This is a genomic window from Methylobacterium sp. A49B, assembly GCF_053346215.1.
On the sequence record NZ_JBKFBO010000117.1, the window covers coordinates 366920 to 387104 of the forward strand.

Annotated in this window: 19 protein-coding genes; 7 read left to right on the top strand and 12 right to left on the bottom strand. The window is 68.6% G+C overall.

Annotated elements, in window-relative coordinates; translation table 11 throughout:
- The first annotated feature begins 8 nt into the window (after window positions 1–8).
- From ACLBX9_RS22990 to ACLBX9_RS23010, 5 genes are all read left to right on the top strand, one after another.
- Window positions 9–1205 (top strand): SMP-30/gluconolactonase/LRE family protein, encoded by a 1197-nt coding sequence (locus ACLBX9_RS22990; RefSeq protein ID WP_447720545.1) that lies wholly within the window; start codon window positions 9–11, stop codon window positions 1203–1205.
- Window positions 1206–1296: 91 nt separating this feature from the next.
- Complete coding sequence (locus ACLBX9_RS22995) at window positions 1297–1881, top strand: DUF1285 domain-containing protein (protein ID WP_039893518.1); 585 nt, start codon at window positions 1297–1299, stop codon at window positions 1879–1881.
- On the top strand, window positions 1878–2549 hold the full coding sequence (locus tag ACLBX9_RS23000) for a CoA pyrophosphatase (protein ID WP_010684105.1): 672 nt from the start codon (window positions 1878–1880) through the stop codon (window positions 2547–2549). Before ACLBX9_RS22995 ends, ACLBX9_RS23000 begins: the two co-directional genes overlap by 4 nt.
- Before the next feature lie 13 nt (window positions 2550–2562).
- A complete protein-coding gene (locus ACLBX9_RS23005; protein WP_010684104.1) occupies window positions 2563–2820 on the top strand; it encodes a DUF6111 family protein in 258 nt (85 codons plus the stop codon).
- Entirely contained in the window at window positions 2817–4061 is a 1245-nt protein-coding gene (locus ACLBX9_RS23010; RefSeq protein ID WP_447720546.1) for a CCA tRNA nucleotidyltransferase, read from the top strand. The genes ACLBX9_RS23005 and ACLBX9_RS23010 overlap by 4 nt, the downstream gene beginning before the upstream one ends.
- Before the next feature lie 64 nt (window positions 4062–4125).
- Here ACLBX9_RS23010 and ACLBX9_RS23015 read toward each other — a convergent pair whose 3' ends face one another.
- The 7 genes from ACLBX9_RS23015 to ACLBX9_RS23045 form a co-directional block, all read right to left on the bottom strand.
- Entirely contained in the window at window positions 4126–4527 is a 402-nt protein-coding gene (locus tag ACLBX9_RS23015; protein WP_039893282.1) for a F0F1 ATP synthase subunit epsilon, read from the bottom strand.
- 210 nt (window positions 4528–4737) lie between these two features.
- Complete coding sequence (gene atpD, locus ACLBX9_RS23020) at window positions 4738–6192, bottom strand: F0F1 ATP synthase subunit beta (RefSeq protein WP_010684101.1); 1455 nt, start codon at window positions 6190–6192, stop codon at window positions 4738–4740.
- A gap of 41 nt (window positions 6193–6233) precedes the next feature.
- Window positions 6234–7124: a F0F1 ATP synthase subunit gamma gene (locus tag ACLBX9_RS23025; protein ID WP_447720547.1), complete on the bottom strand. Its 891-nt coding sequence runs from the start codon at window positions 7122–7124 to the stop codon at window positions 6234–6236.
- Between the two features lie 148 nt (window positions 7125–7272).
- A complete protein-coding gene (atpA, locus tag ACLBX9_RS23030) occupies window positions 7273–8805 on the bottom strand; it encodes a F0F1 ATP synthase subunit alpha (RefSeq protein WP_010684099.1) in 1533 nt (510 codons plus the stop codon).
- Between the two features lie 54 nt (window positions 8806–8859).
- Complete coding sequence (locus tag ACLBX9_RS23035; protein WP_447720548.1) at window positions 8860–9432, bottom strand: F0F1 ATP synthase subunit delta; 573 nt, start codon at window positions 9430–9432, stop codon at window positions 8860–8862.
- Window positions 9433–9649: 217 nt separating this feature from the next.
- Window positions 9650–10336, bottom strand: coding sequence for a DsbA family protein (locus ACLBX9_RS23040; RefSeq protein WP_010684097.1), 687 nt, complete (start codon window positions 10334–10336; stop codon window positions 9650–9652).
- Between the two features lie 119 nt (window positions 10337–10455).
- A complete protein-coding gene (locus ACLBX9_RS23045; RefSeq protein WP_447720549.1) occupies window positions 10456–11082 on the bottom strand; it encodes a DsbA family protein in 627 nt (208 codons plus the stop codon).
- Window positions 11083–11287: 205 nt separating this feature from the next.
- Between ACLBX9_RS23045 and ACLBX9_RS23050 the strand changes: the two genes are divergently transcribed.
- Window positions 11288–12532, top strand: a complete 1245-nt coding sequence (locus ACLBX9_RS23050; protein WP_085988029.1) for an argininosuccinate synthase — start codon at window positions 11288–11290, stop codon at window positions 12530–12532.
- A 176-nt stretch (window positions 12533–12708) separates the two neighbouring features.
- On the opposite strand, the gene ACLBX9_RS23055 is transcribed toward ACLBX9_RS23050, so the two are convergent.
- Window positions 12709–13353: a hypothetical protein gene (locus ACLBX9_RS23055; RefSeq protein ID WP_447720550.1), complete on the bottom strand. Its 645-nt coding sequence runs from the start codon at window positions 13351–13353 to the stop codon at window positions 12709–12711.
- A gap of 62 nt (window positions 13354–13415) precedes the next feature.
- Window positions 13416–14174: a monofunctional biosynthetic peptidoglycan transglycosylase gene (mtgA, locus tag ACLBX9_RS23060; protein WP_447720551.1), complete on the bottom strand. Its 759-nt coding sequence runs from the start codon at window positions 14172–14174 to the stop codon at window positions 13416–13418.
- Between the two features lie 47 nt (window positions 14175–14221).
- Between mtgA and ACLBX9_RS23065 the strand changes: the two genes are divergently transcribed.
- Entirely contained in the window at window positions 14222–15193 is a 972-nt protein-coding gene (locus ACLBX9_RS23065; RefSeq protein WP_010684092.1) for a polyprenyl synthetase family protein, read from the top strand.
- Window positions 15194–15736: 543 nt separating this feature from the next.
- On the opposite strand, the gene mmsB is transcribed toward ACLBX9_RS23065, so the two are convergent.
- The 3 genes from mmsB to chvE all read right to left on the bottom strand — a co-directional run bounded on the left by mmsB (window position 15737) and on the right by chvE (window position 19665).
- The gene (gene mmsB, locus ACLBX9_RS23070) at window positions 15737–16966 is read right to left on the bottom strand and encodes a multiple monosaccharide ABC transporter permease (RefSeq protein WP_447720552.1); all 1230 of its coding nucleotides are present in this window, start codon (window positions 16964–16966) and stop codon (window positions 15737–15739) included.
- Complete coding sequence (mmsA, locus tag ACLBX9_RS23075) at window positions 16963–18498, bottom strand: multiple monosaccharide ABC transporter ATP-binding protein (RefSeq protein WP_447720553.1); 1536 nt, start codon at window positions 18496–18498, stop codon at window positions 16963–16965. Before mmsA ends, mmsB begins: the two co-directional genes overlap by 4 nt.
- A gap of 90 nt (window positions 18499–18588) precedes the next feature.
- Window positions 18589–19665, bottom strand: coding sequence for a multiple monosaccharide ABC transporter substrate-binding protein (gene chvE, locus ACLBX9_RS23080; RefSeq protein WP_447720554.1), 1077 nt, complete (start codon window positions 19663–19665; stop codon window positions 18589–18591).
- Window positions 19666–20185: the final 520 nt, after the last annotated feature.

Here is a 20185-nt window from a genome sequence, read left to right on the forward strand (position 1 = left end):
AACCGAAGATGCCGGGATCCGCCAACGGCAGCCTCACACCGTCCCGTCGCACCGTCCTGGCCGGAGCCAGCGCCGTGCTGGCGAGCGCCGGATCCGCCGCGGCGCAGCCGGAGCCGCCCAGCACGGTCACGTCACCACCGCGCGACTTCCGACCCGGCGCGGCCCCGGCCACCTACTTCACCGATCCTGACGTGATTACGGTGGACCCGGCCTTCGCGCCCTACGTGGTTCCGAACAGCGCCATCCGCCGCCTCTGGATCGGGGCCCTCTGGGCCGAGGGGCCCGCCTGGAACAGCGTCGGCCGCTTTCTGGTCTGGAGCGACATCCCCAACAATCGCCAATTGCGCTGGCTGGAGGATGACGGGCACGTCTCGGTCTTCCGCGCGCCCAGCAACAACTCCAACGGCAACAGCTTCGACCGGCAGGGCCGCCAGCTCTCCTGCGAGCACGCCACGCGCCGCGTGGTGCGCTACGAACTCGACGGGTCGGCGACGGTGCTGGCTGACACTTTCGAGGGCAAGCCGCTCAATTCCCCTAACGACGTGGTCCAGCACGCGGACGGGTCGTACTGGTTCACCGATCCGCCCTACGGTGGTCAGCTCTACGAGGGCCTGCCGGACGAGGCGGGCGGCCCCTCGAACCCGCAGGGCCATCTGAACCCGCGGCTGGGGCAGCCGGCCGGCACCGTCCTGAAGCGTCGGACGCTGCCCAACGCGGTCTACCGAGTCGACCCGTCCGGCCGGATCGACCGCGTGCTCGCCGACGATCAGGTTCCGGACCCGAACGGCCTGTGCTTCTCGCCGGATCACCGCATCCTCTACGTCTGCTCCACCGGAAAGGGACCTGGCGATACAGGTCCAGGCGGCAAGGGCGAGATCTACGCCTTCGATGTCGGAAGCGGCGCCGCTCTGTCGAACACGCGTCTGTTCGCGGATTGCGTCGTCGACGGGATCAAGTGCGGACCCGACGGCCTGCGGGCCGACGTCGACGGCAATCTCTGGGCATCGAGCAACGCGGGGAGGGCGGTCGGCTACAACGGCGTCACGGTCTGGTCGCCGCAGGGCAAGCTGATCGGGCGGATCCGCCTGCCCGAGGTTTGCGGCAACATCACCTTCGGCGGCCCGAAGCGGAACCGTCTGTTCATGGCGGCGAGCCAGTCTCTCTACGCCCTGACGGTGAACACCCAGGGCGCCGGGCCGGCCTGACCGGTCGAGGCGACAGCGTCGACGCGGGCGTGCCGGCCGAACCGGTCGGGCAGCCATGGCTGCCGGCGCGCCTGGTGCTATCTACAGGCTCATGAACGAGGACATCGCCCCCGATCCGACCTTGAGCCGCCTGAGCGCGGCCCTGGGCGACCTGCCCAAGCGGGGTTCGCCACCGGTCGAGCGCTGGAACCCGCCCTATTGCGGGGAGATCGACATCCGGATCGCGTCCGATGGGACTTGGCACCACAACGGCTCGCCGATTCGCCGGGACAAGCTGGTCAAGCTGTTCGCCACCATCCTGCGGCGCGAGCCGGACGGGCGCACGGTGCTGGTCACCCCGGTGGAGAGCGTCGGGATCACCGTCGAGGACGCGGCCTTCGTGGCGGTGGAGATGGCGGTGGACGGGACCGGTCCGGACCGGCGCATGTCGTTCCGCACGAACGTGGACGACCTCGTCAGCGTCGACGCCGAGCACACCCTGCGCTTCGAGGAGGCCTCGGACGGCGCGCTGAAGCCTTATCTCCACGTGCGCCGCAACCTCTGGGCCCTGGTGACCCGGGCCCTCACCTACGATCTCGTGGATCTCGCCGAGGAGCGCAGCGTCGACGGGCAGACCTGTCTGGGCCTGTGGGCCGGCGGCGTCTTCCACACCATCGCGCCGGCCGCAGCCGCGTGAGCGACCCGCTCGCCGATTTCCTCGCCCGGGCCGCCTCAGGCCTGTCTTCGGATCCGCCGGGACCGGACGATCCGACATCGAATCCCCGCGGCGACCACAGCCTCGATCCGGACGGCTCGGCCGTGATCCCGCCGCCGCCGCATCGCCGCGCCGCCGTCCTCGCGCCCGTGATCCTGCGCGCGGGCGGCCCGAGCCTGATCCTGACGGAGCGCGCCGCCAATCTGCGCGACCATTCCGGGCAGGTCGCGCTGCCCGGCGGCAAGATCGACCCGTCCGATCCGGGTCCCGCCCATGCAGCCCTGCGAGAGGCTCACGAAGAGATCGGCCTGCCGCCAGCCGCGGTGCGCCTCCTGGGCTATCTCGACCCGTACCTGTCGGGCACCGGCTTCCTGGTGACGCCGGTGATCGGCCTCGTTGCTCCGGACGCGACCTTCCGGCCGAACCCGACGGAGGTGGCGGAGGTTTTCGAGGTGCCGCTTGCGGTGCTGATGGACCGGGACCGCTATCGCCTGCGCTCCCGGTCGTGGCAGGGCCGGACCCGGTATTTCTATGCCCTGACGTTCGGCGAGCGGCTGATCTGGGGCGTGACCGCCGGGATCCTCAACAACCTCCGGGAGAGGCTCTACCCGGAACCGGAACCCGGCGCGGTCCGCCGCTCGGCGGGATAGGCTACGAAGGGCCATGCTGCGTCGCGTCCTCGAAGAGTTCGGCCTCTTCCTCATCCCCTTCGCCCTGTTCGTGGTCTACCTCGTGCTGGTCGGCCGAAATCCGCTGCGGCGCGTCCACTGGGATGCCCATCTCTGGCGGCTCGTCCTCGCCGGCTTGGCGGTGGTCATCGGCACGCTCGTCTACGAGGGCCTGTTCTCGGAGCGCCGAGCGGGCGGCTACGTCCCAACCCACATGGAGAATGGCCGTCTGGTTCCGGGAGGCTTCCGGTGAGGCGTTCCCTCGCTCGCGCAGGTCTGTCCGCCCTTCTGGAGCGTCCCGGCGTGCGGCGGACGCTCGCCGCCCTCGCCCTTCCCGGCGCCGAGACCCGCCTCGTCGGGGGCTGCGTGCGCGACGCGCTGCTCGGAACGCCGTCCGCCGATATCGATCTGGCGACCACGCTGCTGCCCGACGCGGTGATGGCGCAAGCCGGTCGGACGCCTCGTCTGAAGGCGGTGCCGACGGGCATCGAGCACGGCACCGTCACCCTGGTGACCGAGGACGGGCCGATCGAGGTCACGACCCTGCGCGAGGATGTCGAGACGGACGGCCGCCACGCGGTCGTGCGGTTCGGCAGCGATTTCGCCCGAGACGCCGAGCGGCGCGACTTCACCGTCAACGCGCTGTCGCTCGGGGCCGACGGCGTCCTGCACGATACGGTCGGCGGCCTCGTCGACCTGGAGGCGGGGCGCGTCCGCTTCATTGGCGACCCGGCCACGCGCATCCGCGAGGACGCACTGCGGATCCTCCGGTTCTTCCGCTTCCACGCGCGCTTCGGGACCGGGGCGCCGGATGCCGCGGCGCTCGCCGCCTGCGTGGCGGCGCGGGATGCCCTGGACCGCCTGTCGCGGGAACGGGTGCGGGCGGAGTTTTTGAAGCTCCTGGCCGCCGAGGGCGGTCCGGCCATGGTCGCGACGCTGGGCGCGACCGGGCTGCTCCAGCGGATCACGGGGGGCGTCGGCGAACACGGCCGGCTGGAGCGGGCCGCCGCGGCATCGCTGTCACCCGTGATGCGGCTCGCGGCCCTCGCCGTCGGAAGTCCCCCGGACGCGGACCGCCTGCGGGAGCGACTGCGCCTCTCGAAACAGGAGCACGCGCGGCTGATCGGCTACGCGCAGGCCCTGGCGTCCCTGCACGGCCGCGCAGAGATCCGAGGCACCGACGCGCGGAGCCTGGCGGCCGAGCACGGGGACGCGCTCCTGCGGGAGACGCTGCTGATCCTGTCGGGCGAGCCGCGGCCCACGGTCACGGACGAAGGGTGCCGGGCACTCGCGGATCTGGGCGGGGAGGGCGGTGCGCCGGTCTTTCCGCTGGCCGGCGCGGATCTGGTCGCCGCCGGCGTCGCGCCCGGACCCGCGATCGGCCGCGGCCTGGCGGCGGCCCGGAAAGACTGGCTGGCGCGCGGCTGCCCAACGGGGAGCCACGTACGGGCCGAATTGCTGGAGCGGGCGCTGGAGGGCGCCCGCGAGACCTAGAGCCCCTGTTGCGACGCGGGCTCTGGCGCGAACCGGCGTCGACTCCGGCGGAATGCGCCCTCGCTCAGAGCTTCAGGAGCGCCTTGGTTTCCTGCAGCTGGACGATCTGGCCGTTAAGCTCCTCGCGCTTCTGCAGGTCCTCGGTGGCGTCGCGCTGCATCTCGACGGCCTCGATGTCCCGGTCGAGGGATTCGTGCGTCAGCTCCTCGATCGGGGCGGCGCGCTCGGCCAGCACGGTGACGGCCGTTGGCCCGATATCGGCGAAGCCGCCGCGGACATAGATCCGCTTGCCGCTGCCCTGGCTCTCGGTGACCACGATGACGCCGACGCGCAGGGAGGTCAGCACGGGCGCGTGGCCCGGCATCACGGTCATCTCGCCCTCGGTGCCGGGCAGCTGAACGGCGGTCACCTCGCCGGAATACAGCGTCCGCTCGGGGCCGACGAAATCGAAGTGGAAGGTGGCCATCTCAGGACGATTCCGGATCCGCAACAGGCTCTCCTCCCCCTTGCGGGGAGGAGGTGGAGGTGGGGGTGGTGCAGGAGGCACTGGATCGCTCGATCTTGCACCACCCCCACCCCCGGCCCCTCCCCACCTAGATCGGGCTTGCCCAATCTAGGAAAATCCAATTCTGATCTCAGGCAGGCCTGAGAACAGCGGGGAGGGGAGTGGGCAGCCTTACGCCGCCTTCAGCTTCTTGGCCTTCTCCTGGGCCTCCTCGATGGTGCCGACCATGTAGAAGGCGGCCTCGGGGAGGTCGTCGTAGTCGCCGTTCACCAGGCCCTTGAAACCCTTGATGGTGTCCTCGAGGGCGACCTGCTTGCCCGGCGAGCCGGTGAACACCTCGGCCACCGAGAACGGCTGCGAGAAGAAGCGCTCGATCTTGCGGGCGCGCGCCACGGTCAGCTTGTCCTCCTCGGACAGCTCGTCCATGCCCAGGATCGCGATGATGTCCTGGAGCGCCTTGTAGCGCTGCAGGGTCTGCTGGACGCGGCGGGCGACGTCGTAGTGCTCCTCGCCGAGGATGGCCGGCGACAGCATGCGCGAGGTCGAGTCCAGCGGATCCACCGCCGGGTAGATGCCCTTCTCGGCGATCGAGCGCGACAGCACGGTCGTGGCGTCGAGGTGGGCGAATGAGGCGGCGGGCGCCGGGTCGGTCAGGTCGTCGGCCGGCACGTAGATGGCCTGCACCGAGGTGATCGACCCCTTGTTGGTGGTGGTGATGCGCTCCTGCAGGGCGCCCATGTCGGTGGCGAGCGTCGGCTGGTAGCCCACCGCCGACGGGATGCGGCCCAGCAGCGCCGACACCTCGGAACCCGCCTGCGTGAAGCGGAAGATGTTGTCGACGAAGAACAGCACGTCCTGGCCGTCGTCGCGGAACTGCTCGGCGATGGTGAGGCCGGTGAGCGCGACGCGCGAGCGGGCGCCGGGCGACTCGTTCATCTGGCCGTAGACCAGGGCGCACTTCGAACCCTCGGCGGAGCCGTGCTCCTTCGGATCGACGTTCACCTTGGACTCGATCATCTCGTGGTAGAGGTCGTTACCCTCGCGGGTGCGCTCACCCACCCCGGCGAAGACCGAGTAGCCCGAGTGCACCTTCGCGATGTTGTTGATCAGCTCCATGATCAGCACGGTCTTGCCGACGCCGGCGCCGCCGAACAGGCCGATCTTGCCGCCCTTCGCGTAGGGAGCGAGCAGATCCACCACCTTGATGCCGGTAACGAGGATCTGCGCCTCGGTCGACTGCTCGGCGTAGGAGGGGGCCGGCTGGTGGATGGCGCGGAAGGTGTCGGCCTGGACCGGGCCGGCCTCGTCGATCGGCTCGCCGATGACGTTCATGATGCGGCCGAGCGTGTTCATGCCCACCGGAACCTTAATCGGCTCGCCGGTGTCGGTGCACTCCTGGCCGCGGGTCAGCCCCTCGGACGTGTCCATGGCGATGCAGCGGACGGTGTTCTCACCGAGCTGCTGGGCCACCTCGAGGACGAGGCGGGCGCCGTTGTTCTTGGTCTCCAGCGCGTTCAGGATCTCGGGCAGGTGGCCCTCGAACTGCACGTCGACCACGGGGCCGATAACCTGGGTGATCTTGCCGACCTTGTTGGAGCCGGTGCCGGGGAGTGCGGTGTTCGCCATCGTTAACCTACCCTTCAAGCTGTGCGGTCAGGTCGCGTGCCTCAGAGGGCTTCCGCACCCGAGATGATCTCGATGAGTTCCTTGGTGATCATGGCCTGACGCGTCCGGTTGTAGATCAGCGTCTGCTTCTTGATCATCTCGCCCGCGTTGCGGGTCGCCGAGTCCATGGCGCTCATGCGCGCGCCCTGCTCGGAGGCGGCGTTCTCCAAGAGCGCCCGGTAGATCTGCACCGTCAGGTTCTTCGGCAGCAGCGTCTCGAGGATCGCCTCCTCGGAGGGCTCGAATTCCAGGGCCGCGTTGCCGGCGGTCGCCTTCGCGCTCGTGTCGGCCTCGGGCAGCTCGGCCGGGATCAGGCGCTGCGCAGTCGGGATCTGCGAGATGACCGAGCGGAACTCGGAGTAGAACAGGGTCGCGACATCGAACTCGCCGGCCTCGAAGCGGGTGAGGATCTTGTCGGCGATCTCGGCGGCGAACTCGTAATCCACCGGCCGGTTGCCGCGGATGTCCATGCTCTCGACGATCTGGTCGCGATACTGCCGCCGCAGCATGTCGAGACCCTTCTTGCCGACCGTCATGATCTTGAGGGTCTTGCCCTGGGCGGTCAGCTTCTGGGCATACTCACGGATCGCGAGGCGGACGATCGACGAGTTGAACGCGCCGGCGAGACCACGATCGCCGGTGCAGACGACCAGCAGATGCGTCTGCTCCGAGCCCGTGCCGGACAGGAGCTTCGGGGCACCGACGCCGCCCACGAGGTTGCCCGCGAGGTTGCCGAGCACCGCGGACATCTTCTCGGCGTAGGGGCGCCCGGCCTCGGCGGCCATCTGCGCCCGGCGCAGCTTGGCGGCCGCGACCATCTGCATGGCCTTGGTGATCTTCTGCGTCGCCTTCACCGAGGTGATGCGGTTGCGCAGGTCCTTCAAGCTCGCCATCGGGTGAGGTCCAGGTCCATTTGAAAGGGCCTCTCCTCCCCTTTGTGGGGAGGAGCCGGAGGTGGGGGTGGTTCAGGATGGAGCGGCACGGTGCCTCCTGCACCACCCCCACCCCTAACCCCTCCCCGCAAGGGGGAGGGGCGGCGCCTTAGGCGATCGACTTGGCGACGCTCTCGACGACGCTCTTCAGCTTGCCGGCGTTCTCGTCCGACAGGTCCTTGGAGGCGGCGATCGCGTCGAGCAGGTCCTTGTGCTTGGAGCGCAGGGTGCTGAGCAGCGCGTCCTCGAACGGACGGACCTTGCTGACCGGCATCTTGTCCAGGTAGCCGTTCACGCCGGCGTAGATCACCGCGACCTGCTCTTCCATCTTCAGCGGCGAGAACTGCGGCTGCTTCAGGAGCTCGGTCAGACGCGAGCCGCGGTTCAGCAGCTGCTGGGTCGAGGCGTCGAGATCGGATCCGAACTGCGCGAAGGCCGCCATCTCGCGATACTGCGCGAGCTCGCCCTTGATCTTGCCGGCGACCTTCTTCATCGCCTTGGTCTGGGCCGAGGAGCCCACGCGCGACACCGAGAGGCCGACGTTCACCGCCGGGCGGATGCCCTGATAGAACAGGTCGGTCTCGAGGAAGATCTGACCGTCGGTGATGGAGATCACGTTGGTTGGGATGTAGGCCGAGACGTCGTTGGCCTGGGTCTCGATGACCGGAAGCGCAGTCAGCGAGCCGTTGCCGGCGGCGTCGCCCATCTTGGCGGCGCGCTCCAAAAGGCGGCTGTGGAGGTAGAACACGTCGCCCGGGTAAGCCTCGCGGCCCGGCGGACGGCGCAGCAGCAGCGACATCTGGCGGTAGGCCACGGCCTGCTTGGAGAGATCGTCGTACACGATCACGGCGTGCATGCCGTTGTCACGGAAGTACTCGCCCATGGCGCAGCCGGCGAAGGGCGCGATGAACTGCATCGGGGCCGCGTCGGACGCCGTCGCGGCGATGACGATGGAGTATTCCAGGGCGCCCTGGTCCTCCAGGACCTTCACGAACTGGGCCACCGTCGAGCGCTTCTGGCCGATGGCGACATAGATGCAGTAGAGCTTGGCCTTCTCATCGCCGCCCGCGGCGTGGCCCGGCTTCTGGTTCAGGATCGTGTCGAGGGCGATGGCGGTCTTGCCGGTCTGGCGATCGCCGATGATCAGCTCGCGCTGGCCGCGGCCCACCGGGATCAGGGCGTCGATCGCTTTGAGGCCCGTTGCCATCGGCTCGTGCACCGACTTGCGCGGGATGATGCCCGGCGCCTTGACGTCGACGCGGCGACGCTCGGTCGACTGGATCGGGCCCTTGCCGTCGATCGGGTTGCCCAGCGCGTCGACGACGCGGCCGAGCAGGCCCTTGCCGACCGGCACGTCCACGATGGCGCCCGTGCGCTTGACGGTCTGGCCTTCCTTGATCTCGCGGTCCGAGCCGAAGATCACGATGCCGACGTTGTCCTGCTCGAGGTTCAGGGCCATGCCGCGCACGCCCGACTCGAACTCGACCATCTCGCCGGCCTGGACGTTGTCGAGGCCGTAGGCGCGGGCGATGCCGTCACCGACGGACAGGACCTGCCCGACCTCGGTGACCTCGGCCTCCTCGCCGAAGTTCTTGATCTGCTCTTTCAGGATCGCGGAGATCTCGGCGGCGCGGATGTCCATACTCGGGCCTCTGTCGCTGATGCGTCTATGCGTGTTCGGGTCGGATGGGGGCGCTTACCGCGCGGCCCGCATCGCGAGGCGGATACCGTTGAGCTTGGTCTTGAGCGAGGCGTCGACCATGCGCGAGCCCATCTTCACGACGAGGCCGCCGATCAGGCTCGGGTCGACGACGAGGTCGAGGTCCACGTCGGCCTTGGCGATGTCGCGCAGGGACGCCTTGATCTCCTCGATCACTGTGTCAGAGGGCTTCTCGGCGACCCGCACCTCGGCGCGGACGATGCCCTTCGAATCCTGGACCAGGGTCCGGAACGCGGCGATCATGTCGGGCAGGGCGAAGAGGCGACGGTTCGAGGCTGCGAGGCGGATGAAGTTGCCCGCCAAGCCGCCGATCCCCGCCTTGTCGAGCACGGCGCCGACAGCGGCCGCCTGCTCCTCGGCGCTGAAGACCGGGCTGCGGACGAGGCGGCGCAGGTCCGCGCTCTCCTTCAGCAGCGTGTCGAATTGATTGAGGGCTTCGGCGACCGCGTCGACCTGGCGCTCGTCGCGCGCGAGCTCGAATAGGGCGGAAGCGTACCGGCCCGCCACGCCTGCGACCAGGGGACCAGCCTCGGAACCGTTCTGCGCCACCCGTCGCTCTCTTCTCTGGTTGCCCGCCCGCTCCAAGCGCTCCAGCGGGAGCGCGGTGCGAGACCGTTCGGGACGTGGGATCGCGCCGGCAGCGGGCAGGGTCGAGAACTGCCCTCGCGGCGCGGCGACCGCCTAGCATGCCAGCATAGCCGCACGCAACACGCGAGGCGCGCCTCGCTGCGCGCCAGGACGGCGGAAGTGTGACGCGGGACAGGACTCAGCAGGCGAGCCGGTCGCAGCGCCGCACGCTGGCGATCATCTTCGCCATGGCACGGGCGCCCGGATGGCCGAGGATACCGCTGTTGCCGAGAACGTAGGAGGGCGTGGCGTAGAGCCCGAGATCGGCGGCCATCCGCATCTGGCTCTTCAACGCAGCGCGGACCTCCTCGCTGTCGGCGATCTCCTCCACCTCCGCCTGCGGGATCCCCATCGCGGCCGCGGCGGCCAGCGCCCCTGGCCCGTCGATCCGGCCGGGCTTGCCGAGGAGCGTCTGATAGAAGCGCCACGCGGCGTCGGAGCCGAGCCTGCGCTGCACGGCCAGCATCACCTTGGCGGCCTGGGCCGATTGGGGCGACAGGATCGGGTTGTGGACAAGCCCGATGCGCAGCTCCGCGTCGCTGTCGTGGAGGGCGACGACGTCGGCGGCGGCCTTCCGGCAGTACGGGCAGTTGAAGTCGAAGAACTCGTAGAGCGTGGCTCCAGCGTCCCGCGGGCCGACATAGGTGACGCCGCGCAGGGCCGGGATCTGCCCGGTGATTTCGCCGGGCAGCATCGAGTTCGCCACCGCCTTGCCGTCGTCGCCGGTGACCGCGACGCGCTGGCCGTAGGATTGCGCGGCTGCGCGGCCGATCCCCGTACCCAGCAGGGCGCCGGCGGTGACGAGAAGGCGTCGGGAAATGGGCATGGGGCTCGTCCGGGGCATCGCTGTCCCGCTCCGGCTGCACCGAAGCGGAGCCTGACCGGAACCAGGGGGTCGAGTCGGTTTGATGGCGAAGCGGGATGAACGGGATCCTAAACCAGATCCTATTTGAGCCCCTTCGGCCGGTCGCCGGTGGCCCAGGCCAGGGACAGTTCCAACCGGTCGTTGCCCCAGAACAGCTCGCCGTCATCGGCCAGGAAGGTCGGCGCGCCGTAGATCCCGCGCGAGCGCGCCTCCTCGACGCAAACCCGCAGCTTGGTCTTGTTGGACTCGGCGGCGGCGGCGCGCACGGTCTGGGTCCCGTCGAGGCCGAGCGAATCGAGGATCTCGGCGACCGCCGTCGGCTCCGCGATCGAACGCCCCTCGGCGAAGCTCGCGCGGAACACCGCCTTGGTGAACGGCACGAGCCAGTCCTGGTCCTGGCCGTAGACGGCGACGCGCACGGCGCTGAGGCTGTTCTGGGGGAACTGGGCGGGTCGGGTCAGCGGCGGCAGGTCGAGGCGCGCCGCCTCGCGCTCCACGTCCCGCCACATGTTTTTGCCCTTGGCCGGGTAGAGGTTGAACGGCGAGGTCGTCCAGCCCTGCGAGGCGAAGAGCGGGCCCACGAGGAACGGCCGCCAGCGAACCGCGACGCCGGCCTCCGCGGCGGCTGCCTCGACGCGCATCGCCGCAAGGTACGAATACGTGGAGGCGAATTCGTACCAGAACTCCAAAATTGGCTGGCGCGCCATAGACTTCGCTTCTCCGATACACGCTCGCGGCGATGACGACTGGCAACGCCCGGGCCAACTTACGCACGGCCGCAAGGCCGCCGTGAGGCGAAACGCGGCCGATCCTCCGGCAACGGCCTACGCACGAGATGGCGCGCCGGTTGCAGGTCGGTGACACCCGCGATAAGCCGCAGACGCAGCGCCAGATCCCTCGCCCAGTCCCGGAATGAGCATGTCCGTCCCAGCCAAGAGCCCCGTGAAGAAGGTCGTGCTGGCCTATTCCGGCGGCCTCGACACGTCGATCATCCTGAAGTGGCTGCAGACAACCTACGGCTGTGAAGTCGTGACCTTCACGGCCGATCTCGGCCAGGGCGAGGAGCTGGAGCCCGCCCGGCGCAAGGCGGAACTCCTCGGCATCAGGCCCGAGAACATCTTCATCGAGGACCTGCGCGAGGAATTCGTCCGCGACTACGTCTTCCCGATGTTCCGGGCGAACGCCGTCTACGAGGGTGTCTACCTGCTCGGCACCTCGATCGCGCGGCCGCTGATCGCCAAGAAGCAGATCGAGATCGCCGAGAGGGTCGGGGCCGACGCGGTCTGCCACGGCGCCACCGGCAAGGGCAACGATCAGGTCCGGTTCGAGCTCGGCTACTACGCCCTGAAGCCCGATGTGACGGTGATCGCCCCCTGGCGCGAATGGGACCTGCGGTCCCGCGAGCAGCTCATCGCCTTCGCCGAGCAGCATCAGATCCCGATCGCCAAGGACAAGCGCGGCGAGAGCCCGTTCTCGGTGGACGCCAACCTCCTGCACGCCTCCTCGGAGGGCAAGGTGCTTGAGGATCCGGCCGTCGAGGTGCCGGACTACGTCTACTCGCGCACCCTCTCCCCCGAGGAGGCGCCCGACCAGCCGACGATCGTCACGATCGGCTTCGAGCGCGGCGACGCCGTCTCGATCGACGGCGAGGCGCTGTCGCCCGCGAGCCTTTTGGCCAAGCTCAACGAGCTCGGCCGCGCCAACGGCATCGGGCGCCTGGACCTCGTGGAGAACCGCTTCGTCGGCATGAAGAGCCGCGGCATGTACGAGACGCCCGGCGGCACGATCCTGCTGCCGGCGCACCGGGCCATCGAATCGATCACGCTGGACCGGGGCGCCGCCCACCTCAAGGACCAGCTGATGCCGCAATACGCGGAGCTGATCTACAACGGCTTCTGGTTCTCGCCGGAGCGCGAGATGATCCAGGCGCTGATCGACAAGAGCCAGGAGAAGGTCACCGGCACCGTGCGGCTGAAGCTCTACAAGGGCGGCGTCCACGTGATCGGTCGCGAGAGCCCGCACTCGCTCTACGACCAGGATCTCGTGACCTTCGAGGAAGGGGCAGTCGCCTACGACCACCGCGACGCGGCGGGCTTCATCAAGCTCAACGCCCTCCGGCTGCGGACCCTGGCGCAGCGCAGGAAACGCGAGGGCTGATCTCCGGCCGATCGACAGCGCCATCGTCCCTGCGGGCGGAGCGAAGCCATCCGGTTCGCGGCACGCTCCCGAGCGTGCCGCTGCCCCCGGGGTTCGCTCGGCGCATGCCGACGAACAGGCGCGCCGCCCAGACGCGGGAGCCGCTGCCGGTCCGAGTCCATCGACCCCGCGTGGCGTCAGGCGGGTCCCCAACCTCCGCCGGAAAGCCGGAAGTCGCCCGGCCCGAGGTCGGCATAGCGCAGGAAGATCTGCAAGGCCGGCTGTGATTCCCGGTGAAGCCGGACGAGGCGGGTCTCGGCATCCTCGTCATCGTTCGCCGCCGCCTGCGGGACGGCGGCGAGGTGCCGCTTCATGGCAACGATATAGGAACCGTCGCCACCATACGGCCGCTGCGGATCCACCCGCGGCACGCCCTGCGCCGCATCCCAGCCGAAGCTGAGCCGCGGAATCAGCGCGAGGTGCTCCGGTGTCACCGCGAAGGTGATGTGCTCGGGCGTCTCGCCGGTCTCGGCGTCCCGGAACACATCGCCGACCGCGTCCGGATCGAGCTTCGCCAGAGCGTTGTGATACTGGTACCGGCCGGGCTTGAGCTGCGCGTTCTGCACGAACACGGCGAGACCGTCCTCGAGCGCCCGGTGCTCCTCCTCCGCCCCCTCGTCGTCGCCGGTCACGTTGGCGATGTCGCCGTCGCGGTCGAGGCTGCCATAGGGCGCTTCCGGGTGAATCGTCGGCGCGCCCGGCTCGGCGCCGCCCCAGGCGACGACCATCCGGCGGATGAGGGCGATGCGCTCCAGGGTCAGGTCGTAGACGGCGTCGCTCATCGTATGTCGGTCCCAGGTGTCGCGCTTCTCCCGCTCGTCTTACAGAGGCGGTCCGGCGCCTGCTACCGCCGCAGGCAGCCGGTAAGCCCCTCGATCCGGCCCATCATGGCCTGGATCCGCGCGGCACGGCGTCTGACCCCCGGGGAGGGGCGGCCGGCGCTGCGGGTGATCGGGTTCGGCAGGACGGCGGCCAGCAGCGCCGCCTCCCCGGAGGTCAGACGGCTCGCATCCTTGCCGAACCAATGCCGGCTCGCGGCCTGCGCGCCGTAGATCCCGTCGCCCCACTCGGCGACGTTGAGGTAGATCTCCATCATGCGGCGCTTGCCCCAGAGCGTGTCGAGCGCCAGCGCCAGGGGGATCTCGATGGCCTTGCGGATGTACGAGCGCCCCGGCCACAAGAAGACGTTCTTCACGGTCTGCATGGCGATCGTGGAGGCGCCGCGGCTCGGCGAATCGTCGTCCTCCACAACGTCACGGATCGCGCCGAAATCGACGCCGTGGTCCAGGCAGAAGCGCTGATCCTCCGAGGCGATCACCGCCTGCGACAGGGTCGGCGCGATGGCCGACAGCGGCACGGGATCCCGGCTCACCGGCTGGAGTATCAACCACCGCCCGAGCATCAGGGTCGACGGCGGCATCACCGCGCTATAGACGAGCGCCAGCGTCAGAGCGACGACGAACCCGATGGCGGGGAGCAGAAACAGCCCCCCGACGATCCGGCGGACAAAGCGGGAGCGCCGCGGGCGCGCGAGCGGAAGGTCGCGTCCCGCCGCCTCGCGCCTGCGTCCTGCCCCGGCCACCGTGATCTCGTTCCCGTGCAACTGACGATCGATTGGTTTCCGCAAGGCCAGGACCGGACGTAAGCCCGATGACCCCGACCCCCTCAACGCAGGCACCGACCGGTTCGGTCAAGCCAGGCCAGCCCGCCGTCGATTTTACCCACAGGTTGACGGAAGTCGCCGGGACGGTGGAAACCTTCCTGGTCGAGCGCCTCGGCCCGACGATCGGCCCCGGCGAAATCGACCGGCCGCCGCGCCTCATGGAAGCGATGCGCCACGCGGTGCTCGGCGGCGGCAAGCGCCTGCGCCCGTTCCTCGCGATCGAGACCGCCCGGATGCTCGGCGGCTCCGAGGCCGCCGCCCTAGCGGCGGGCGCGGGTGTCGAGCTGGTCCACTGCTACAGCCTCGTCCACGACGACCTGCCCGCCATGGACGACGACGACATGCGCCGCGGCAAGCCGACCGTGCACAAGGCCTACGACGAGGCGACCGCGATCCTGGTCGGCGACGCCCTCCAGACGCTGGCCTTCGAGATCGTGGCCGATCCGGCCTGGCAGCCGGATCCTCGGATTCGCGCCGACCTCGTGCTCGGTCTCGCCCGCGCCTCCGGCCTCGGCGGGATGGTCGGCGGCCAGCTCCTCGACCTCACCGCCGAGGGACGCTTCGGCGCGGCCAACATGGACGTGGACGACACCCTGCGGATGCAGGCGATGAAGACCGGTGCCATCCTGGCCTTCTCGGTGGAGGCCGGCGCGATCGTGGGCGGTGCCGACGAGGGCCAGCGGGCGAACCTGCTGCGCTACGGCCTCGCTCTGGGGCAGGCCTTCCAGATCGCAGACGACATCCTCGACCGGGAAGCCTCGCCCGAAGCAATGGGAAAGGCCACCGGCAAGGACAAGGATGCCGGCAAGGCGACGCTGGTCGACCGCCTCGGCATCGACGGCGCCCGGGCCGAGTGCGACCGCCTCGTCGGCGTCTGCGAGGACGCGGTCTCGTCCTGGGGAGAGGGCGCCCGGATCCTGCGGGATGCCGCCCGATTCACGGTCGCGCGCAAGACCTGACGCCGGCTCATTCGGGCACGACCTCGGCCATTGACCGGGCCGTTGTCTCCGAACGGTTCGGGCGAAGCCGGATGGCGGGGCTTGCCTGTTCGCAGCCCGGAATCCCGTCTGTCGGCTTCGGCGGTCGGCTCGTTGATCCGCCGTCGGGAACACCCGGCCGCGTCCTGAGTGATTGAGCCTGGCTGATACGGTTGCCGGTTGAACGCTTCGGTCAAGGCGTCTCCCACGGTCATCGCGAGCGAAGCCAAGCGACCCGCGCAGCGCGACCTCGAGTGGTTTGGCGCCGCGTGGATCGCTTCGTTCCGCTCGCAAGGACGGATTGGTTGGAGCCACCGATGTCTTCAGCGGGAAACGCTGGGATTCCGTGCGCCGATCTCTGTCGCGATCGTGGCCTCGTCGACGGCCCCACCGCCGCGATCGGTCGGGAGAAACGGCGTCCGGCACCTTTGCCGCCCCGGCGTCGCCGGCTCGCGACTGCATCGCCTGCGGCAACTGGAGGAGGTGCCCGGCGATCGGACGCGTCGCCGTCCGCTCCAGCCCCGATCAGTGCCGGTTGTTCTTGTTGTGGACGTCCAGGCAGACGGCGGCCAACAGGACGACGCCCTTGATCACCTGCTGATAGTCGACGCCGATCCCCAGGATCGACATGCCGTTGTTCATGATGCCGATGATGAACGCGCCGATCACGACGCCCGAGACCTTGCCGATGCCGCCGGCCGCCGACGCACCCCCGATGAAGCAGGCCGCGATCACGTCGAGCTCGAATCCGACCCCGGCCTTCGGGTTCGCGGTGTTGAGCCGCGCCGCGAAGATCATGCCCGCCAGCCCCGCCAGCGCGCCCATGTTGGCGAAGGTCAGGAAGGTCAGCCGCTCGGTCTTGATCCCGGAGAGCCGCGCGGCCTTGATGTTCCCGCCCAGCGCGTAGATCCGCCGCCCGATCGTCGTCCGGGTGGTGACGAATCGGTAGAGCATCACCAGCACGAACATCACGAGCAGGACGTTGGGCAGGCCGCGATAGGCGCTCATCTGGTAGGCGAAGGCGAGGATCACGATCGCGGTCACGCCGTTGCGGATGATGAAGGTCGCAAGGGGATCGGCCGGGCCGCCGTTCCTGAGCCGCACCTGCCGGCGCCGCCAATTCAGGCCGACCAGGATCGCCGTGAGCAGGGAGGCGCTCAGGAGGGCCGTCCAGGGGCCGGCGAAGTTCGTGAGGAAGCCCTTGGCGAGGAGCTGGAACACCTCCGGGAAGGGGCCGATCGAGGCGCCTTGGAGGAGCGCCAGCGTCAGCCCACGGAAGACCAGCATGCCCGCCAAGGTGACGATGAAGCTCGGGATGGCGAGGTAAGCCACGAAGTAGCCCTGCAACCCGCCGATGGCCGCGCCTAGCGCGAGGCACACGACCGTGGCGGTCAGCGGATCAAACCCGAAGCGCACCATGAGCAGCGCCGCGAGCGCACCCACGAAGCCAACCACTGATCCGATCGACAGGTCGATATGGCCGGCCACGATGACCAGCAGCATGCCCAGCGCCATCACGACGACGTAACTGTTCTGCAGGATCAGGTTGGTGAGGTTCAGCGGCTGGAACAGCACCCCGCCGGTCGCGTACTCGAAGAACACGGTGATGACCGCCAGCGCGAAGACGAGCCCGTATTCGCGCAGCTGCGCTGTCTTGAAGGTCCCCCGTCGCGCCTGCGGCTCGCCACCGGCCTGGGCGCCGGGCAGGATGTCGGTCGGGGACATCATGGGCTTGCTCACAGAGATGTCGGTCATCCGTTCACGTCCTTGGAGCGCATGATCGCGCGCATGATCGCTTCCTGGCTCGCGTCGGCGCGCGGGAACTCGCCCACGAAGCGCCCCTCGTTCATCACGTAGATCCGGTCGCAGAGGCCGAGGAGTTCGGGCATCTCGGAGGAGATCACCAGCACGCCCCGGCCACCGTCGGCCAACTCATTGATGATGCTGTAGATCTCGTACTTGGCGCCCACGTCGATGCCACGGGTCGGCTCGTCGAGGATCAGCACCTTGGGGCCGGTGAACAGCCACTTGCTCAGCACGACCTTCTGCTGGTTGCCGCCCGAGAGGTTCACGGTCTGCTGCGCCACCCCGAAGGAGCGGATGCGCATCTTGGTGCGGTAGTCGCTGGCGATGCGGTGCTCCGCGTCGGTGTCGATCACCGTGGCGGTGGACACGCCAGGCAGGTTCGCCAGGGTCGTGTTCTTGGCGATGTCCTCGCCGAGGATCAGGCCCAGTTGCTTGCGGTCCTCGGTGACGTAGGCGATGCCCGCCGCGATGGCCCGGTCGATGGAGGAGACGTCGGCTTCGACACCGTCGATGCGGACGCTGCCGCCGATGCCCTGGCCGTAGGACCGGCCGAACAGGCTCATGGCGAGTTCGGTCCGGCCGGATCCCATGAGGCCGGCGATCCCCACGATCTCGCCCTTGCGCAGGTTCAGGCTGACGTTGTGCACCATCACCCGGTCCGCATGGACCGGGTGGCGTACCGTCCAGTCGCGTACCTCAAGGAGCAGGTCGCCGATCCGCGGCTCGCGGACGGGGTAGCGATTCGCCATCGTGCGGCCGACCATGCCGCGGATGATGCGATCCTCGTCGATCGCCGCTTTTCGGCAGTCGAGCGTCTCGACGGTGGTGCCGTCGCGCAGGACGGTGATCCGGTCAGCCACCTGGGAAATCTCGTTCAGCTTGTGCGAGATCAGGATCGAGGCGATGCCCTGCGCCCTGAAGCGGCGCAGCAGGCGCAGCAGCGCCTCGCTGTCGGTCTCGCTGAGGCTCGCGGTCGGCTCGTCGAGGATGAGCAGCCTGACCTTCTTGGAGAGCGCCTTGGCGATCTCCACGAGTTGCTGCTGGCCGACGCCGAGATGGGTCACCAGCGTGTCGGGATCCTCGTCGAGCCCCACCAGCGCCGTCAGCTCGCGGGCGCGGGCGTAGACCCGGTTCTGGTCGATGATTCCGAAGCGTGCGGGCTCGTTGCCGAGGAAGATGTTCTCGGCGATGGACAGGTAGGGGACCAGGGCGAGTTCCTGATGGATGATGACGATGCCGAGGCGCTCGCTGTCGGAGATGTCGCGGAAGTGCCCGGGTCGGCCCTCGTAGGTGATCTCGCCCTCGTAGGAGCCGTGCGGGTAGACGCCGCTCAGGATTTTCATCAGCGTCGACTTGCCGGCGCCGTTCTCGCCCACCAGGACGTGGATCTCGGCGGGTTCGACCGTGAGGTTGACGTCGTTGAGGGCCCTGACGCCGGGAAACGTCTTGGAGATGCCCCGCATTTCGAGGACGGGCTGCATGCGCGCTCTTCGGCTCGGTCGTCACGGTCGAAACCCGCGCCGTCGAGCCGGCGCGGGGCGGAGCGAGGCCGGGCCGCAGCCCGGCGGCGGTTACTTGAGCTGGTCGAGGGTGTAGTAGCCCGTGTCGTCGACCAGCGCCGCCTTCCAGTTGGCCTTGGTGATGATCACCGGCGTCAGCAGGTAGGACGGCACGACCTTCTTGCCGTTGTTGTAGGTCTTCGAGTCGTTGATCTCGGGCTGCCGGCCACCCTCGATGGCGTCGATCATCGCCACCGTCACCTTGGCCAGCTCGCGCGTATCCTTGAAGATCGTCGCCGTCTGCTCGCCCGCGATGATCGACTTGACCGATTGCAGCTCGGCATCCTGGCCGCTGACCACGGGGAGCTTCATGGTGCCCGAGCCGTAGCCGACGCTCTTCACCGACGAGATGATAGCGGTGGAGATGCCGTCATAGGGTGAGAGCACGGCATCGAGATGCGCGGTGCCGTAATAGGCCGAGAGCAGGTTATCCATGCGGGCCTGGGCGGTCGCCCCGTCCCAGCGCAGGGTCGAGACCTTGTCCATGCCGAACTGGCCCGAGCGCACCACCAGCGTCCTGGCGTCGAGGTAGGGCTGCAGCACCGACAGCGCGCCGTCGTAGAAAAAGTAGGCGTTATTGTCGTCGGGCGAGCCGCCGAACAGCTCGATGTTGAACGGCCCCTTCCCGTCCTTCAGCCCGAGCCCATCGACGATTGAGGTCGCCTGCTGCACGCCGACCTTGTAGTTGTCGAACGTGGCGTAGTAATCGACGTTCGCTGTTCCCTTGATGAGGCGGTCGTAGGCGATGACCTTCACGCCGCGCTCGGCTGCCTTCGCCAGCACATCACTGAGCGTCGTGCCGTCGATCGAGGCGATGACCAGGACTTTCACGCCCTTGGTCAGCATGTTCTCGATCTGCGCGAGTTGGGTCGGGATGTCGTCGTCGGCGTATTGCAGGTCCGGCTTGTAGCCCTTGGCCTTGAGCAGCTTCACGATGTTGTTGCCGTCGTCGATCCAGCGCTGGGACGACTTCGTGGGCATGGCCACACCGATCGGATCACCGCCCGCCGCCTGCGCGGGCGGTGCGGCCAAGCCGCTCAAGAGGGCAGCTCCGAAGAAAAATTTCCGAATCGTGTGCTTGCCGAACATAATCCCCCCGTTCTTGTTGTCGAAGTCTGGACGATCACACAGATCCCGATCCGGATCAAAGGATCAATGATATCGCTATTGCTAGGTTAAAAGCCATCAATAGCTGTTGTCGTTGCTCAGCTAAAAGGGGCTATTTGCCATTACATCGACCATCGACGCGTTTTATTTTTAACTATGCGAGACGGCATGTGCTTTTTACTTAGCAGGTGCCAGCAGCTTGAGGTCAGTCTGATCGAAGTCGGCGCGCCGGGCGCTTGTCTTCTCCCTACGGCGACCGGATTTGAGCCCAGCCGTTCTTCGGCGCTTGGTTTGTATGAGTTATAGCGCGGGCCGTCAATCGCGTGCGGGCGCATCGAGGCTCAAAACGCAGGTCTTTGGATGAGCCGTGCCGGTCCGCGCAGACCCTGCCGGACAGCGTACCCCTGCCCGGGGAGGCCAGGCGTCGGCGGGTCCGGGGCCGGCGCCGGAAACGCCACTGGTTTCCGCAGCGCCAGCCGGTTGTGGCGCGTCATTTCATGGC

Coding starts and splice junctions, on each gene's coding strand:
- ACLBX9_RS23005 (WP_010684104.1), top strand. CDS start 2,563: ATGCTGCGTCGCGTCCTCGAAGAGTTCGGCCTCTTCCTCATCCCCTTC.
- mmsA (WP_447720553.1), bottom strand. CDS start 18,498: ATGCAGCCCGTCCTCGAAATGCGGGGCATCTCCAAGACGTTTCCCGGC.
- ACLBX9_RS23065 (WP_010684092.1), top strand. CDS start 14,222: ATGACCCCGACCCCCTCAACGCAGGCACCGACCGGTTCGGTCAAGCCA.
- ACLBX9_RS22990 (WP_447720545.1), top strand. CDS start 9: ATGCCGGGATCCGCCAACGGCAGCCTCACACCGTCCCGTCGCACCGTC.
- ACLBX9_RS23040 (WP_010684097.1), bottom strand. CDS start 10,336: ATGCCCATTTCCCGACGCCTTCTCGTCACCGCCGGCGCCCTGCTGGGT.
- ACLBX9_RS23015 (WP_039893282.1), bottom strand. CDS start 4,527: ATGGCCACCTTCCACTTCGATTTCGTCGGCCCCGAGCGGACGCTGTAT.
- ACLBX9_RS22995 (WP_039893518.1), top strand. CDS start 1,297: ATGAACGAGGACATCGCCCCCGATCCGACCTTGAGCCGCCTGAGCGCG.
- ACLBX9_RS23045 (WP_447720549.1), bottom strand. CDS start 11,082: ATGGCGCGCCAGCCAATTTTGGAGTTCTGGTACGAATTCGCCTCCACG.
- ACLBX9_RS23050 (WP_085988029.1), top strand. CDS start 11,288: ATGAGCATGTCCGTCCCAGCCAAGAGCCCCGTGAAGAAGGTCGTGCTG.
- ACLBX9_RS23055 (WP_447720550.1), bottom strand. CDS start 13,353: ATGAGCGACGCCGTCTACGACCTGACCCTGGAGCGCATCGCCCTCATC.
- atpA (WP_010684099.1), bottom strand. CDS start 8,805: ATGGACATCCGCGCCGCCGAGATCTCCGCGATCCTGAAAGAGCAGATC.
- chvE (WP_447720554.1), bottom strand. CDS start 19,665: ATGTTCGGCAAGCACACGATTCGGAAATTTTTCTTCGGAGCTGCCCTC.
- ACLBX9_RS23025 (WP_447720547.1), bottom strand. CDS start 7,124: ATGGCGAGCTTGAAGGACCTGCGCAACCGCATCACCTCGGTGAAGGCG.
- atpD (WP_010684101.1), bottom strand. CDS start 6,192: ATGGCGAACACCGCACTCCCCGGCACCGGCTCCAACAAGGTCGGCAAG.
- mmsB (WP_447720552.1), bottom strand. CDS start 16,966: ATGACCGACATCTCTGTGAGCAAGCCCATGATGTCCCCGACCGACATC.